The sequence below is a fragment of the Frigoriflavimonas asaccharolytica genome, from assembly GCF_013294015.1.
Classification (GTDB): domain Bacteria; phylum Bacteroidota; class Bacteroidia; order Flavobacteriales; family Weeksellaceae; genus Frigoriflavimonas; species Frigoriflavimonas asaccharolytica.
Map to the genome: position 1 here is coordinate 20,635 of NZ_JABSNO010000018.1, position 14,881 is coordinate 35,515.

A 14,881-nucleotide genomic window follows, 5' to 3' on the forward strand; every position below is an offset into this window, starting at 1 on the left:
TTTTAGTAAAAATAGGAAATTTAAACTGAAAAATATTATTTTCTAGAATTAAAATATTCTTTAAAAGAATTGCAAGAACTCATTAAATCCTCATAATCGCTGGATGATTTTTTTAATTCTTGATAAAATTTATTTTTGGAAAATCTCTGTTCAATGTATTCATCATCATGCCAATATCCATACATTTCATTTGCGTTATAATCTAATTTATTATTTTCACATCTTCCTTGCATCCTCAAACATAACATTTGAAATTTCTCTGATTTTGAATTTTCCTTAGCTTTTCCATAATAGTATTTAGCAAGATTGTTGCTATTAAATTCATCATCGTCATTTTGAAGAGAATAATCTGTAATCATGGTCCAGGAATATCTACGCATCATCCAAGCGCTTCCATATTTAGACATATTGTAGTAGCAATTTGCCACCAGAAAATTATAACAATCACGGTCTTTTTCTGCAGGATTATTCGCTTTGTTGATGTATTCTACCAATTTTTTGGTGATGGTCAATTTATTTAATCTAAAACTTTCTTTCTCTTCTATAAAATTCGGTGTGTACTTAAGGTTGTAAAACGGATTTTCATCAAACACAAATTGATTTTTAAAATTATTATCGGCAGTGTTTTTTTCCCACAAAACGTCTTGAGATTCCAAATATCCCTTATCTAATTTTTGGAAAGATTGAAGGGCAAGATTTAATTTATTTTCCCTAATATATTTAGTGCCCAGCAAATCTTGTAGAGAATTGATTTCTGTATCATCAATCTTATGCAATCTGTAATAAAAACCATCCACAAATTTTTTCTGATTTTTTAAATTATTGATGAAATATTGCAATTGCATTGGCGTGTATATCGCATCTATATAAGAGAAATAATCGTAAAATAAAATGCCATACGTTTGGTTTTTATTTTGCAAAGATTTAAAATAAATAAAATTCTCGTCATAAGAATTAGAAGAAAAATCTTGCAATGCAGAATACAAAAATGCAGCATCATTTGTATTTCCTAGATATTCCAATTCTCTACCAATGGCAAATAAAAATTGTTTATTGTCCTTATTTTTTAAAATAATTTGCTGTACTTCATCAGATAATTTTGCATTTCCAATAGTTTGATTTGCTGTTAGATTCAGGGCTTTTAGTAAATCTAAATTTTTATCGTTTTTGTAGTCCTTTCTTTCTTCAATTGTAGAAATTAATTGCAAACTTTCCTTATAATTTTTTGTCATAAAGAGCAATTCTGCCTTTGCATGAAGCCAGAATTCTGGATTATTTACTGTAGAAATATCTGCAGTATTTATAAATTCAAGCAATTTTTGAGCGTAGGCTCTATCAATTAGAACTCTATCCAACACGTTTTGTGTAGATTGTTCTTCATTTTCATTACCAGAATAATAATCTGAAAATAAAGTATAGTAAGGTGTGAAAATCCAATTTTCAAGTTTACTCACTTCTCTGAAAAGTAAAAAACTTAAGGCATCAGAATTTGGATTAGCTTGATACATTTCCTCAATATTTTCAATGTTTTTTTCAGGGTTGTACAAACTGTACATCATCAAAATTTGAGATTTCTCGACACTATTTTTAGCATATTTTAAAACCTCGTCTTTATTAGTACTCGAAGAAAAATATTGCCAAGAAACAAATCTTTTTTCCGGGCATGCATCAAAAACCTTAGCGAGATAGTAATTTTTTAATGGCGCATTTTGTTCAACAATTGCTCGAAAATACAAAGCCCAATAATCAATAACATCATTCTGCTTTTTAATATTGAAATTATCCGAGTAGATTTTCCGAATTTCATCCTCGTTTTTATTATAAAACGCCAATCTCATTGCCAAAAATGCATATCTTTTTTTAATGTTTGCATTCTTTGATTTTTTAGCAAAAGTGACTGCATTTTTCAGTAGATTTTTTCTTTTTACCGTTGATGTGCTGTCTTCTCTTTCCCAAGGATCATCTTGCCAAGTATTGAAATACTCGCAGTTTTTTGCAAATTTTAGATATTGTATAGCTTCTTTATCTTTATTTTTAAATAAAAATTTTAGAAATAAATTGTTGGATTCTGGTTTGATGTCAGAGTATTCGTACTTCTTTAAAAAGAAAGAAATTTCTGATACCGAAACTCTATTTTTACAATAATTTTTCCATAAAATCTCATTTTTAAAATTTGGAACTGAATCTTCTGAATTTGGTGAGAAACTATTTAAGGAATAATAAAATGAATTATATTGTTGAAACCCAAAATTATTTCCGTTGATGAAATTCATCCGTACATCATCACCAGATAGATAAAATCCGCAGGCAAAAGTAAAACTACTTAGTAAAACTGCTATAAAAGCTACTAATTTCTTCATTGCTGTAATTGCTTAATTGGTTTTCGTCTAAATGGAATAAGCTAACTGTGATTTCTTTATCCATTCTCAGCTCATTTTTCAAGATGGAAATTGCCTTATTTATTGTGTTTGCATCTATTTCCTCATATTTAATTTTGTCGCCCACTTTCAAATATGTTTCATAGTCTATTGCGGTATCTTTTGTAACTTCATACCACAAAGGTTTAATTTTCTTCATGCTTTTTTGAAATTCTTTGCCCGTGTAAATTATTTTTTGAAATTGATTATTTTGATACAATTGTGACCAAGAATATAATGGCAGCGCAACATCTAAATGCAAAGGATAATTTTGCTTTCCACTGAGATAACTTTTTAATTCATCTAAATCTAGAATAGAATTTTTCGCAGAATTCTCCAGAGGATTGATGAGATTATAGCACATCAATGTAGCTTTATCAACCGGCGGAACACCCATTTTGTCGGGATATTTGTAGGGATATAAACGCAGTGTGCAAGAAAGAGATTTAGATGAAACTTTTTTCAATTCTTTCAAAAAATAAAAATAATTGTCTTTGGTAGATTCCGTCCAATCGCAATCCATTTGAAATTCTTTTATCTCTAGAGAATCAAGCCTTTCTTTTGTGTATTTATTGATTAAAAAATTAACATCGTCCGCTAATTGTACCAATTCTGCTTTTGTACTTTTTTTGAAAACGATATTTTTCAGATAAACCGTTGGTATTATTTCATACTCAAACTTATTATCATTACAATAATTGTTTGCGCTAAAATTAGTTTTTGCGATTGGAAAATTCCCTAAAGCATCACTATAATCTACCTCAAAAAATTTTACATACATTTTTTGAATATTCTGTTCGTCTGTAATTTCTTTTTCCTTATCAGAAAAATAAGAATCTGATTTCCAGTAATAGAACGCCGGAATTACTTTTTCAACTTTGCTTTCGCAAGAATTGAAAAGTAGAATAGTAGGAATGATGAGGAAAAGAAATTTCTTCAATTTGTGAATTTTTAAATGATTTAATTGAAACAAATATAATCACAAAATTCAGATTTTACTTATTTTATTAATATTAATTTTAACAAATTTTAACATCTGTTTTAATTGAATTAAAATTTTCTGTAGCTTAAAATTTTTACAAGTTTATACGCTGTATTTTATACCGGCTAAAACTTATTTATTTCAATAAATATTAATTTTCCTCATTTAATAGCTTGTTTCACTAGATTTGATATGGAATAAATACTTAAAAATGAACACTTTAAAAGAAACCGCATTTTCTAAAGTTAAAATTTTAAAAAACACCCAAAATGCACAAGATACAGGCATTAATAAATAAAATACCATATATAACCTTAAAGAAAAGACGAATATGATTCTACCTTAAATCTAATTTTGAATTTTCAGTCCAAGTATTTCTCCCTCTTTAATCACAAATTTTCTGGCGGCAATTTTTTCATTGGGAATTTCGCCATCTAAAATTGCTTCTTTCACTTTCTCCTTCAAAATTCCAATTTCTCTACCAGGATTTAGATTAAATAATTCCATAATTTCTTCCCCAGAAATTGGCGGTTGGAAATTCCTCACTTGATCTTTCTCTTCTACTTCCTTTATTTTTTCTGCTACGTATTCAAAATTTTGTTTAAATTTCTCCTGTTTTTTAGAATTTTTGGTCGTGATGTCCGCTTTATTTAAGATAAAAAGATCTTCTAAATCTTCGCCAGCATCAAAAAGCAATCTTCGCAATGCAGAATCGGACGTACCATCGTCTATCAAAGAAATTGGTCTAGAAGAAAGTTTCACCATTTTTTGCACATATTTCATGTCGCTTCCTAAAGGTAATTTCAATTGATAAAAAATAGATTTCACCATTTTTGAGCCCAAAAATTCGTGACCGTGGAAACTCCAACCAATGCCATCTATAAATTTTTTGGTAGGTGCCTTTCCAACATCGTGAAGCAATGCAGCCCATCTTAACCAAAGGTTTTCTGTATTTTCACAAATATTATCTACCACTTCCAAAGTATGCCAAAAATTGTCTTTGTGCGTTTGTCCTTCTTTTTCTTCAATTCCTTTTAACGCGGTAAGTTGGGGTAAAAATAAATCTAGCAATCCTGTTTCTTCTAGTAATTTCAAACCAATGGATGGTTTTTTGGAAAGCATAATTTTATTAAATTCAACCATAATTCTTTCCATAGAAACGATGCGGATTCTTTCTGCTTCATTTTTAATCGCTTGAAGAGAATTTTCTTCAATTGTAAAATTTAAAGTTGAGGCAAAACGGATGGCGCGCATCATCCTCAAAGGATCATCAGAATAGGTTTGAGAAGGTTCTAATGGCGTTTTTAGAATTTTTTTCGTTAAATCTTTTTGCCCTTCAAAAGGATCTATCAATTCTCCAAAATTTTCTGAATTTAAAGAAATTGCCAATGCATTGATGGTAAAATCTCGGCGTTTTTGGTCATCATTTAATGTTCCAATTTCTACCGATGGGTTTCTGCTATCTTCCGAATAGCTTTCTTTTCTGGCGCCCACAAATTCTAAATCTAAATTTTTAAATTTAATCATTGCGGTACCATAGGTTTTGAAAATACTTACTTTTAAATTAGGATCTAATGCTTTTCCCACGGCTTTTGCAAGATCAATTCCACTTTGTTCTGTGACGAAATCTATATCTGTAGGTTCTTTTCTGTCTAGTAATAGATCTCTCACAAAACCACCGACAATATATACGGATTGTTTGTTATCTGCAGCAACAGCAGAAATAGTTTTGAAAAGTTTGAAATTTTTATTTTGTGTAAGGTTGATAGTCATTAAAAAAGTCTGAAATTTTGAGCAAAGATAAGTTTTGATGTGAAATATTTAAATTTTTATTTAAAAAAATTCGGTTAGATATACAATAATGAAAAACCAACCTACATAAAGAAAAGTATATCCTAAAGAATAAAGAGCTGCAAATTCTAATTTACCTTGCGTATCTGGATATTTTGAAAACACTAATCTTAACGCTCGAAAAAACACCCAATAAAGCATCGCAAGAATTATAAAAATGGAAACCCAAAAAAATGCTTCTAGTACGATCAGACCTAAAAAAATTAAAATAGTAATAGCAATCCAGAGTAAAATAGACACAATTAATCCGCCAAATCCATCTCCTCCTTCTATTAATGGGACATCTGGAGCAGTTCCTGATTTAGCGAAGAAAAATCCAATTTTAAAATCTCTATATTTCGGGAAATCATCTCATAATTTTACCCCCTTATAAAGTCCGTAAGTCATAAAAAGAAATAGCGAAATACCAATTATTGAAAGCGAATAATATAGATTGGATGATAACGTTCGATTATATTTTTCGCCGGTTAAATAAACTGTCAAAATTGTAATTCCAATTACTAATAATGATACAATAAATACAGATTTTCCTTTTAAATATGTTTGTTTAGCTTTTAATTAAATATAAATTTTGTATATATTTTTAGAAAAAATTCTATTCCCGAATTACCTTTATTCTACCGTCTTTCCAAATTTTGATAATTGAAGAACCTGGAAATTCTGAAACTTTATCTTCTGGATCTTCTACTACAAAATCTACGGCTTTCTTTATTTCATCAGAAATATCTGAGAATTTCATCGGACTTTTTTCTCCACTGAAATTTGCGGAAGTTGAAACCAATGGTTTATTTAATTTTGTAATTACTTTTTTGCAAAAATCTGTTTTTACTAATCTTATAGCAATAGAACCATCTTCTGCAAGCAATTCTTTGGGCAATCCTTCGGCTTTTTCGTAAATCAGCGTTACAGGTTTTTCGCTCATATCCATAATGTCCCAAGCTATCTCTGGCACATCTACCAAATCTTGGAGTCGTTTTTCTGTCTCAACCAAAATAATGAAGGATTGAGATGGATCTCTTTTTTTGAGGTCGAAAATTTTTGCAATAGCTTCAACATTCGTCGCATCGCAACCAATTCCCCAAATCGTATCTGTTGGATAAAGGATTGTTCCACCGTTTTTTAAGGTTTCTAATGCTTTTGTAATATTATTTTGATCTGACATTTTTAATTTAATTTTAAATATTTATCTATAATCACATTTAAATGATGCAAATTATGGCCAACAACTAATTTTCCAATAGTTTCTACAGAAATCTCGTTGTCGTTTGCAAAACCATTATTGGCAAGCATTTCTTTGGAAAAACTTTTAAACAAAAGCAAGCTTGATTGTCGAACCACTGTGAATTCATCAATTAAATCTTGTAATTTCCTGGAATCTGCATTAGCATTATTTGCATAAATTTCTTCATCAAAACCTGGTAAATTGTGCGATTCTCCTCTAGAAAAAGATAAAGCACGAAATTGAAATATCCTTTCGCAATCTATCAAATGTTGCAATATTTCTTTTAGAGACCATTTCCCTTCTGCATACTTGAAAAGGGAAGATTCATCATCCAATTTAGAATAAATTTCTAAGGTTTGATTTTCAGAATGAATCAATTGTTGCATCCAATTTTCTGAAGGAAGCAAATCTACATACCGTTGAATATATTTTTGAAATTCTGTCATAGTTATAAAGTGTAACAATGTGAAAATTTAACAAAACACCAATTTAAAAATTGTTAAACTGGAACATTGCAAAATTGTTTTATTAATGAAAAGCATTGCCTAAATCTGGTATCAAATCTTCCACATCTTCAATTCCAACGCTTAATCTCACCAAATCTTCAGTAATTCCCAATGCTAATTTTTGTTCGGCTGGAATAGATGCATGCGTCATCATGGTTGGATAATTTGCCAAAGATTCTACGCCACCTAAAGATTCTGCAAGTGTAAAAACTTTCAAATTTTCTAAAAATTTTATGGCATCTTCCTTTCTTCCAGACTTAAAAGTGAAAGATAACATGCCACCAAAACCAGACATTTGTTTTTTAGCTAAATCGTGTTGTGGATGAGATTTCAATCCTGGATAAAAAACTTTGTTTACAGCAGGATGATTTTCCAAAAACTCTGCTACGATCAATCCATTTTCAGAATGTCTTTGTACTCTTAATGCCAATGTTTTGATACCTCTTAAAACCAAATAAGAATCGTGCGGACCTAGAATTCCTCCGCTTGCAAATTGTATAAAATGCAATTTTTCTCCCAATTCTGCATCTTTCGCAATCAATGCTCCTGCCATCACATCCGAATGTCCGCCCAAATATTTTGTAGCAGAATGCATTACAATATCTGCTCCTAGATCTATTGGATTTTGAAGATATGGTGTGGCAAAAGTATTATCTACAGCTACCAATATGTTTTTATCTTTCACAAAATCGCAAACTTTTTTAATATCTACCAATTTCATCAATGGATTCGTGGGTGTTTCTATCCAGATTAATTTAGTTTTTTCCGATAATTTTTGTGCTAAATTTTCAGCTTCATCAAAATCGCAAAATGTAAATTTCAATTGATATTTCTCAAACAACTTTGTGAAAAGTCTATACGTTCCACCATACAAATCGTCTACGGCAATTACCTCATCTCCAGGATTTAATAATTTTAAAACACAATCTATCGCAGCCAAACCAGATGCGAAGGCCAAACCTCTTGCTCCGTTTTCTATGCTTGCCAAACTATCTTCCAACGCTTGTCTTGTTGGGTTTGCAGCTCTCGCATATTCATATGCTCCAATGGGTTTTCCGGGCGAAGTTTGTGCAAATGTGGACGTTAAAAACACAGGAACATTCACAGATCCTGTTGCAGGTTCGTGCTTTTGTCCACCATGAATTACTTTTGTGTTGAATTTCATATTTGATTTAGTTTACCAATGTATAAATGTAACAGTTTACCAATTGGTAAACTGTTACATTGATAAATTGTTACATTAAAACACTACATTTTTATCGCTGCTTTCACAGCAAATGTTTCCGCAGTTTCGTGTAGCCAAGCTGCTACATCTTCTTCACCTGTTGCCGTTTCATAGGTTTGAGAAAGAGAAACCATTATTTGATGCAAAAACATTTTCATTTGATCTACTGGCATATCTTTCGTCCAAAGATCAATGCGTAGTGCTTCCATCGTTTTATCGTCCCAAACGGAAATCATGGTTGCTTTTGTTTCTTCATTTGTAATTCCACCATCTTCAGCATTCCAAAGAATCTTTTCTGGAACATGGTTTTCGTCTAATTCTACCTTTATATTGATATTTGTTGTTCTCATAATTAATTTTTTAATTTACTAATAAAACAATCTAACAGTTTACCAATTGTTACATTGTTAAATTATTAGATTGTTACATTAGTCTTTTGGTTTATATTCAGACTGATTAAAGATTTCCGTAGCATCCATTTCTATAAATTTATCTAGAGAAACTTCTGGTTTTTCCATCAAAAATTTTCTACAAATTTGCCATCCTGTAAAAATTCCCACTTGCGGAGAAGATTCGTTATCTATTTCTGTGTAAAATTTGGAAAACGGTGCTGGAGAAATAAAACGATCTTGCAGACGCGTATCTGCGGAAAAAAGCAAATCGCTTTCTACAAAATAATCCCAAATATTTCCTTCATTTGCAATCGCCCAATCATACTGTTTTTGAGTGTAATGCATCTTCAAATAATCTGGAATTTCTGGTAAAAAAGCATCTTGAAGAATCATCGTTTTACCACTATATACCATTTGATCTAAAAATTTTTGATTGGTACTGCTAAAAGGAATCAACCTGATTGCAATACTTTCCGCAATCTTTGGCAGCATATTTTGGGTATTCATAGATTTTTGAAGATAAGGCTCTATACCTTTATAAAAAGCATTATTTTCACCTAAAAAACCAGAAATATCTATGAATAGAAAATTACTTTTCGGATCAAAAATTACTGGTTCTTCTGCCATTTGTGTAGCAGAGGAAAATGTGAAAACTGTTGGACTTTTAAATTCAGGAAAATAATATTGAATACGACCAAATAATGTTGAAAGATCTGTACTCAATTTTTTCAAATCCACTTTAGATGCAGCCTCTTTGTATACTTTTTGTTCTTCTTTACTGGCTCTTCTTTTGGCAAATGCACTATCTGTAACGGTACCCTGAAACCAAGGATATTTTTTTTGAAAATTTTCTAGTTCTATAGCTTCATTGTAGTAATCTTTGGAAATATCGTTGATGGTAACAGAAGGTTTATCGAAATCTTCAGTTATTTCCCATCGGTTTTCAACGTCTTTTTTGCAACTTTGGAGAATCAGCATTAAAAACAAAAAAGAAAAGAGGATTGTTTTTTTCATTAAATTATTTATTTTAAATTATTTAAAGCATTGAATTACATATATTTAAAATAATCTTAGTTAGAAACAAAAGTTCAAATTATTGTAATTAAATTTTAGGTGCAAAAGTAATAAAAATATAATCCTACAAAGAATTTTGATGTAATTCTTAAAATAAATAGTTAAAAGATATTTTAATCATAATAATTTTAAATAATTACGTTTCTTTGTGTGTAAATCTTGAATAATTTATTTAAAAATTAAAATATGCAAACAGACAAAATAATAAATCACATCGTAGATTGGTTGAAAAATTATGCGACGAAAGCCAACGTAAATGGTTTTGTACTTGGAGTTTCTGGTGGTGTAGATTCTGGAGTAGTTTCTACTTTGTGTGCAATGACGGGTTTGGAAATCCTGCTTTTAGAAATGCCTATTCGCCAGAAAGAAGATCAAGTAAACCGAGCTTGGGAACATATTGAAGATCTTAAAAAAAAATTTTCTAATGTGAAAGCGATGAGCATCAATTTGACTCCCGCTTTCGAAAATTTGCATGCTACGTTTGATGTGAATGATGCAGATTTCCCCGCAGAAAAACTGGCTTTTGCCAACACAAGAAGTAGATTGCGAATGCTTACATTATATTATTATGGGCAAATAAACGGTCTACTGGTTTGTGGAACCGGAAATAAAGTAGAAGATTTTGGCATAGGATTCTACACAAAATACGGCGATGGTGGAGTTGATGTTTCACCAATTGCAGATTTGTACAAGACAGAAGTTTATGCACTTTCAAAAGCGTTGAATTTGGTAGAATCTATTCAAAACGCTATTCCTACAGATGGTTTGTGGGATGTAGAAAGAACAGATGAACAGCAAATTGGCGCAACCTATCCAGAATTAGAGAAAATTCAAAAGGAATATGGTACGAAAGCCGAAGCAGATTATGAAGGTAGAGATTTGGAAGTTTACAAAATATTTTCTAAAATGAATAAAGCGGCGCAACATAAAATAAACCCAATTCCTGTTTGTGATATTCCAGAAGATTGGAGATAATTTTTGACAAAAAGAAACTTTTTAACTCGTTGGAATTTGCCATAAGGCACAACCTCACAATATAAACTTATTAAAATGACGCAAGAAAAAAAGAAAGTGTTTTTCCAATTTTTAATTGGTGCTTTGGTGGGAATTTTAGGAATGTATGTTTACCAAAATTATAACGTGGTGAAAAAAGATTCAAATAAAATAGAATCTTCAACTCCTTCCAAACCTTCGAGCATTTCCAATTCACAAAGTATAGATGCACTAACGGAAGAAAATTTAGTTGTCAACTTTGTGAAAGCTAATAAAGAATTACCAGAATATTACATGACCAAAAATGAAGCAAAAAATTTGGGCTGGACTCCTTCCAAAGGCAATCTTTGTGATGTTTTGCCCGGAAAAGCGATTGGCGGAGACAACTTTAGCAATAGAGAAAAAACTTTGCCAAAAGGAAAATATTATGAAGCAGATGTGAATTATAATTGCGGAAATAGAAATGCAGATCGTATCGTATTTAATGATAATGGCGAAGTATGGCTCACTAAAAATCATTACAAAACTTTTGAAAAACAATGATACACAGTTCATAGTTAATTTTAAAAGTCAATTTTAAAAATTGAATCAAAAAACTTAGAAAATATGAAAATAGACTTCACAAATATAGCAGACATGGAAGATTTCTATGCTGCATTGAAAGAAATTATAACTTTACCAGAATACTTTGGGGACAATTTGGATGCACTTTTTGATTTCATAACGGGTGATGCAGAAATGCCTTTGGAACTAGAATTTGAAAACATGAGCGTAGATCAGCTAGAAGATTTTGAAGATTTAATTAATACTATGGAAGATGCAGAAGAAGAGGTGGAAAATTTTACTTTCAAATATTATTTAGAATTATATGATGATGGTGAATAATTTTAAGAAAATATTATAAAATTTGTTCGTCTAGATGCTGAATATTTTTTGTAAATTAGCATTAACAAACAAAATAATTGAATATGGACGTTAAAATCAATACCGACAATCACATCGAAGGACACCAAAGATTTATTGATAATTATATCATGGAAACTGAAAAAGCTTTGGGCAGATTTGATAATTATGTTACCCGTTTTGAAGTTTATTTTTCTGACGAAAATAGCGATAAAAATACACCAGACGACAAAAAATGCGTGATTGAAGCGAGAGTGAAACACAAAAACCCTGAACGAGTTTCTCACAATGCATCTGAAATTCACCAAGCTTTTGATGGAGCAGTAAGAAAAATGAAAACTGTGTTAGACAAAGTTATTGATATGCAACAATCTCATTAATAGAAATTAACAAAAAAAAAACGCATCTTTTCGATGCGTTTTTTTTATGAAAAAATTTATGCTTTTATTATTTTAAAACTTCATCAATAGTCTTTCCTATATTGCCGCTTGGAAATTCTATCTTTAGAAGCGCTGAAAGAGTTGGTGCAATATCCGTCATGTGATATTCTTTGTTGCTATCTCCTTTTTTTATCCCAAAACCCATAAAAATTAATGGAATATGAGCGTCATAAGAATTCCAAGAGCCATGTGTTGTCCCTTTTTTTGAGTAGCTTGGTAAATAAGAATCTCTGTAAATTATTTGAATATCGCCACTTCGCTGCCAATTGTAACCATTAATAATTCTAGATTTCAAAGGCTCTGGAATGCTACTTTCCGCAATTTTTTTCATATCTACAGCAAATAGTATTGTTGGATCTTTTAATAATTGTTTGATTAAATATTCTTTCACTTCTGCTTCGTTTAGATTATTTTTTTCAATCTCTTTGGAATTTAGATAAACTTGGCTATTCGCAACATCTGATATTAATTTTTCAACATTAAATTTGTCTTTTAAAGATTTTAAATAATTTTTTTTGGCATCTTCTCCATAAAAACCAGTTGGCATTTTATGAGCTTCCATAAAACCTTCGGAATGCGCACCACCATGATCTGCAGATAAGAAAACCGTATATTTCCCCTTCCCTATTTTTGAATCTAACATTTCGAAAAACATGGCTAAATCTCTATCTAATCTCAAATATACATCTTCAACCTCTATAGAATTTGGTCCGAATTTATGACCTGCATAATCTGTAGATGCCAAATTGATGGCTAAAAAATCTGTAACATTGTCACTTCCCATTTTTTCTCCATTCAAAGCAGCTTCTGCAACCTTCAACGTCAAAGTATTTCCAAAAGGCGTATATCTAATATTGTCTTTTTTTGCTAAATAATCTGCCGGCAAATTATCATAAGGAAATGTTGGCGTTTTCGCAGTTCCCAAAAGACCTTCCCATTCCGAATTATCTGCCGAACTTTCTGTGTACTCAGAAATTGGTAACAAGGTATTCCAGCCGTTTTTTACCAAATCATCAGCAATATTTTTGGCGTTAAAATCTTGCAACCATTTTGGCAAAGTATTCATGTAATATGTACTGGTTACAAAATTACCAGTAGAATCATCAAACCAAAAAGCACCAGTAGGATTGTGACCAGCTGGTAAAATAGATGCTCTATCTTTTAAAGAAACGCCTACTATTTTTGATTTAAAATTAGTACCCAACATCAATTGATCTGTAATGGTAGTGCTCCAAAGATTTCTAGGTGATTGTTTTCCAACTTTTTCATCTAAGCTTCCTACAGTTTTCACTTCTTCATCGGATGTGCAATAAAGTTCTTTATCCTGAGATTTATCAAACCAATCATTTGCAGCAATACCATGAATTGCGGGAACAGATCCTGTGTAAATTGTTGTATGACCAACCGCTGTATAAGTTGGTAAATAATTGATAGTGACATTATTTAAGGAATAACCATCTTTCAAAAGTCTTTTAAAACCACCTTTTTCATATTTATCATAATATCTATACAAATAATCCCAACGCATTTGGTCTATGACCAAGCCGACAACCAATTTTGGGCTTTCAATTTTAGAATTATTTTTTTGCGCAAAAATATTTGTAGAAAGTATTGCAAATAGTAGCAATGTAATTTTTTTTAGCATAATGTTTAAAAATTTATATGAAAATAACTCTGCAAATTTAATGGTTAAATTTAAATTATTGAAAAATCAGAGATAAGATTTGCTAAAATTAAAAAACGTTTCTTCATTGATGAAGAAACGTTTTTTTTGGTCAGAAGACCCTTTAGTTTTAAAATAATTTCGATTAAAATCCTAAATCTCCATTCACATCACGCACAGCTTTCGCTGCGGTTGCAAATTTTTCTTTCTCAGAATCTGTAAGAGAAATATTGATGATTTTTTCTATACCATTTTTCCCGATGATACAAGGAACACCTACACAAATATTGCTTTCGCCGTATTCTCCATCCAACATTACAGAGCAAGGAATCATTTTTTTCTGATCGCAAACTATTGATTGTACCAAAACAGACACTGCTGCTCCAGGTGCATACCAAGCGGAAGTTCCTAATAATTTTGTCAATGTTGCTCCACCAACTTTAGTAGCTTCTTCTACTTCTACCAATTTTTCTGCGCTCAAAAATTCTGAAACCGCTACTCCATTTCTGGTCGCTTTGCTTGTAAGTGGTAACATTCCAGTATCACTGTGTGCTGCTAAAACCATACCGTCTACATCAGAAATTGGGCAATCTAATGCTTCTGCCAATCTATATTTAAATCTTGCAGAATCTAAAGCTCCTCCCATTCCAATAATTCTTTCTTTTGGCAAGCCAGAAGTTTTGTGTACCAAATATGCCATAGTATCCATAGGATTAGAAACCACAATGATGATAACATCTGGAGAGTGCTTAACCAAATTAGCAGTAACATCTTTCACAATTCCTGCATTGATGCCGATCAATTCTTCTCTCGTCATTCCTGGTTTTCTAGGAATTCCAGAAGTGATAACGGCAACTTTTGATCCTGCTGTTTTAGAATAATCTCCTGTTGTTCCGGTAATTTTGGTATCAAAACCATTTAGAGATGCGCATTGCATAAGGTCCATTGCTTTTCCTTCTGCAAATCCTTCTTTGATGTCTACCAAGACAACTTCAGAAGTAAAATTTTTCAACGCAATATATTCTGCACAACTTGCGCCTACTGCTCCTGCTCCAACTACGGTTACTTTCATATTAATTTATTTATTGTTTTAATTTGAAATATGGAAACTTGCGTTTTCATATTAATTTATTTATTGTTTTAATTTGAAATATGGAAACTTGCGTTTTCATATTAATTTATTTATTGTTTTAATTTGAAATATGGAAACTTG

General features: G+C 31.0%; 15 protein-coding genes. 5 read left to right on the forward strand and 10 right to left on the reverse strand.

Going from position 1 to position 14,881, the window contains the following annotated elements; all coding sequences use genetic code 11:
• Positions 1-35: 35 nt before the first annotated feature.
• The 3 genes from HNQ03_RS11325 to HNQ03_RS11335 form a co-directional block, all read right to left on the reverse strand.
• Positions 36-2,360 carry a hypothetical protein gene (locus tag HNQ03_RS11325; RefSeq protein ID WP_173779797.1) on the reverse strand — a complete coding sequence of 775 codons (2,325 nt, stop codon included), beginning with the start codon at positions 2,358-2,360 and terminating at the stop codon, positions 36-38.
• Positions 2,320-3,357: a hypothetical protein gene (locus HNQ03_RS11330; RefSeq protein ID WP_173779798.1), complete on the reverse strand. Its 1,038-nt coding sequence runs from the start codon at positions 3,355-3,357 to the stop codon at positions 2,320-2,322. Before HNQ03_RS11330 ends, HNQ03_RS11325 begins: the two co-directional genes overlap by 41 nt.
• A gap of 390 nt (positions 3,358-3,747) precedes the next feature.
• Positions 3,748-5,172, reverse strand: a complete 1,425-nt coding sequence (locus HNQ03_RS11335) for a CCA tRNA nucleotidyltransferase (protein WP_173779799.1) — start codon at positions 5,170-5,172, stop codon at positions 3,748-3,750.
• A 235-nt stretch (positions 5,173-5,407) separates the two neighbouring features.
• Between HNQ03_RS11335 and HNQ03_RS11340 the strand changes: the two genes are divergently transcribed.
• Positions 5,408-5,623, forward strand: coding sequence for a hypothetical protein (locus tag HNQ03_RS11340; RefSeq protein WP_173779800.1), 216 nt, complete (start codon positions 5,408-5,410; stop codon positions 5,621-5,623).
• Between the two features lie 222 nt (positions 5,624-5,845).
• Here the strand turns inward: HNQ03_RS11340 and HNQ03_RS11345 are convergent, their stop codons facing one another.
• The 5 genes from HNQ03_RS11345 to gldB all read right to left on the reverse strand — a co-directional run bounded on the left by HNQ03_RS11345 (position 5,846) and on the right by gldB (position 9,609).
• Positions 5,846-6,412 carry an L-threonylcarbamoyladenylate synthase gene (locus HNQ03_RS11345; protein ID WP_173779801.1) on the reverse strand — a complete coding sequence of 189 codons (567 nt, stop codon included), beginning with the start codon at positions 6,410-6,412 and terminating at the stop codon, positions 5,846-5,848.
• A 2-nt stretch (positions 6,413-6,414) separates the two neighbouring features.
• Positions 6,415-6,918, reverse strand: a complete 504-nt coding sequence (locus HNQ03_RS11350) for a DinB family protein (protein WP_173779802.1) — start codon at positions 6,916-6,918, stop codon at positions 6,415-6,417.
• Between the two features lie 82 nt (positions 6,919-7,000).
• Complete coding sequence (locus tag HNQ03_RS11355) at positions 7,001-8,143, reverse strand: cystathionine gamma-synthase (RefSeq protein ID WP_173779803.1); 1,143 nt, start codon at positions 8,141-8,143, stop codon at positions 7,001-7,003.
• Positions 8,144-8,226: 83 nt separating this feature from the next.
• The gene (gene gldC, locus HNQ03_RS11360) at positions 8,227-8,553 is read right to left on the reverse strand and encodes a gliding motility protein GldC (protein ID WP_173779804.1); all 327 of its coding nucleotides are present in this window, start codon (positions 8,551-8,553) and stop codon (positions 8,227-8,229) included.
• A gap of 78 nt (positions 8,554-8,631) precedes the next feature.
• Complete coding sequence (gldB, locus tag HNQ03_RS11365) at positions 8,632-9,609, reverse strand: gliding motility lipoprotein GldB (protein WP_173779805.1); 978 nt, start codon at positions 9,607-9,609, stop codon at positions 8,632-8,634.
• Between the two features lie 246 nt (positions 9,610-9,855).
• Here gldB and nadE point away from each other — a divergent pair, with 246 nt between their 5' ends.
• The 4 genes from nadE to HNQ03_RS11385 all read left to right on the forward strand — a co-directional run bounded on the left by nadE (position 9,856) and on the right by HNQ03_RS11385 (position 11,945).
• A complete protein-coding gene (nadE, locus tag HNQ03_RS11370; protein WP_173779806.1) occupies positions 9,856-10,644 on the forward strand; it encodes an NAD(+) synthase in 789 nt (262 codons plus the stop codon).
• Between the two features lie 75 nt (positions 10,645-10,719).
• Positions 10,720-11,205 (forward strand): ribonuclease domain-containing protein, encoded by a 486-nt coding sequence (locus HNQ03_RS11375; RefSeq protein WP_173779807.1) that lies wholly within the window; start codon positions 10,720-10,722, stop codon positions 11,203-11,205.
• 63 nt (positions 11,206-11,268) lie between these two features.
• A complete protein-coding gene (locus tag HNQ03_RS11380) occupies positions 11,269-11,547 on the forward strand; it encodes a barstar family protein (RefSeq protein ID WP_173779808.1) in 279 nt (92 codons plus the stop codon).
• An 83-nt stretch (positions 11,548-11,630) separates the two neighbouring features.
• Complete coding sequence (locus HNQ03_RS11385; RefSeq protein ID WP_173779809.1) at positions 11,631-11,945, forward strand: HPF/RaiA family ribosome-associated protein; 315 nt, start codon at positions 11,631-11,633, stop codon at positions 11,943-11,945.
• 67 nt (positions 11,946-12,012) lie between these two features.
• Here the strand turns inward: HNQ03_RS11385 and pafA are convergent, their stop codons facing one another.
• Together pafA and HNQ03_RS11395 are read right to left on the reverse strand one after the other, a co-directional pair.
• Positions 12,013-13,650 (reverse strand): alkaline phosphatase PafA, encoded by a 1,638-nt coding sequence (gene pafA / locus HNQ03_RS11390; protein WP_173779810.1) that lies wholly within the window; start codon positions 13,648-13,650, stop codon positions 12,013-12,015.
• A 163-nt stretch (positions 13,651-13,813) separates the two neighbouring features.
• Positions 13,814-14,740 (reverse strand): malate dehydrogenase, encoded by a 927-nt coding sequence (locus HNQ03_RS11395; RefSeq protein ID WP_173779811.1) that lies wholly within the window; start codon positions 14,738-14,740, stop codon positions 13,814-13,816.
• Between the last annotated feature and the right edge of the window lie 141 nt (positions 14,741-14,881).

Excerpts from the sequence above, each read along its gene's own strand:
- gldC (WP_173779804.1), bottom strand. The coding sequence starts at position 8,553 with ATGAGAACAACAAATATCAATATAAAGGTAGAATTAGACGAAAACCAT.
- gldB (WP_173779805.1), bottom strand. The coding sequence starts at position 9,609 with ATGAAAAAAACAATCCTCTTTTCTTTTTTGTTTTTAATGCTGATTCTC.
- HNQ03_RS11385 (WP_173779809.1), top strand. The coding sequence starts at position 11,631 with ATGGACGTTAAAATCAATACCGACAATCACATCGAAGGACACCAAAGA.
- HNQ03_RS11340 (WP_173779800.1), top strand. The coding sequence starts at position 5,408 with ATGGAAACCCAAAAAAATGCTTCTAGTACGATCAGACCTAAAAAAATT.
- HNQ03_RS11375 (WP_173779807.1), top strand. The coding sequence starts at position 10,720 with ATGACGCAAGAAAAAAAGAAAGTGTTTTTCCAATTTTTAATTGGTGCT.
- nadE (WP_173779806.1), top strand. The coding sequence starts at position 9,856 with ATGCAAACAGACAAAATAATAAATCACATCGTAGATTGGTTGAAAAAT.
- pafA (WP_173779810.1), bottom strand. The coding sequence starts at position 13,650 with ATGCTAAAAAAAATTACATTGCTACTATTTGCAATACTTTCTACAAAT.
- HNQ03_RS11345 (WP_173779801.1), bottom strand. The coding sequence starts at position 6,412 with ATGTCAGATCAAAATAATATTACAAAAGCATTAGAAACCTTAAAAAAC.
- HNQ03_RS11335 (WP_173779799.1), bottom strand. The coding sequence starts at position 5,172 with ATGACTATCAACCTTACACAAAATAAAAATTTCAAACTTTTCAAAACT.
- HNQ03_RS11380 (WP_173779808.1), top strand. The coding sequence starts at position 11,269 with ATGAAAATAGACTTCACAAATATAGCAGACATGGAAGATTTCTATGCT.
- HNQ03_RS11350 (WP_173779802.1), bottom strand. The coding sequence starts at position 6,918 with ATGACAGAATTTCAAAAATATATTCAACGGTATGTAGATTTGCTTCCT.
- HNQ03_RS11355 (WP_173779803.1), bottom strand. The coding sequence starts at position 8,143 with ATGAAATTCAACACAAAAGTAATTCATGGTGGACAAAAGCACGAACCT.
- HNQ03_RS11395 (WP_173779811.1), bottom strand. The coding sequence starts at position 14,740 with ATGAAAGTAACCGTAGTTGGAGCAGGAGCAGTAGGCGCAAGTTGTGCA.
- HNQ03_RS11325 (WP_173779797.1), bottom strand. The coding sequence starts at position 2,360 with ATGAAGAAATTAGTAGCTTTTATAGCAGTTTTACTAAGTAGTTTTACT.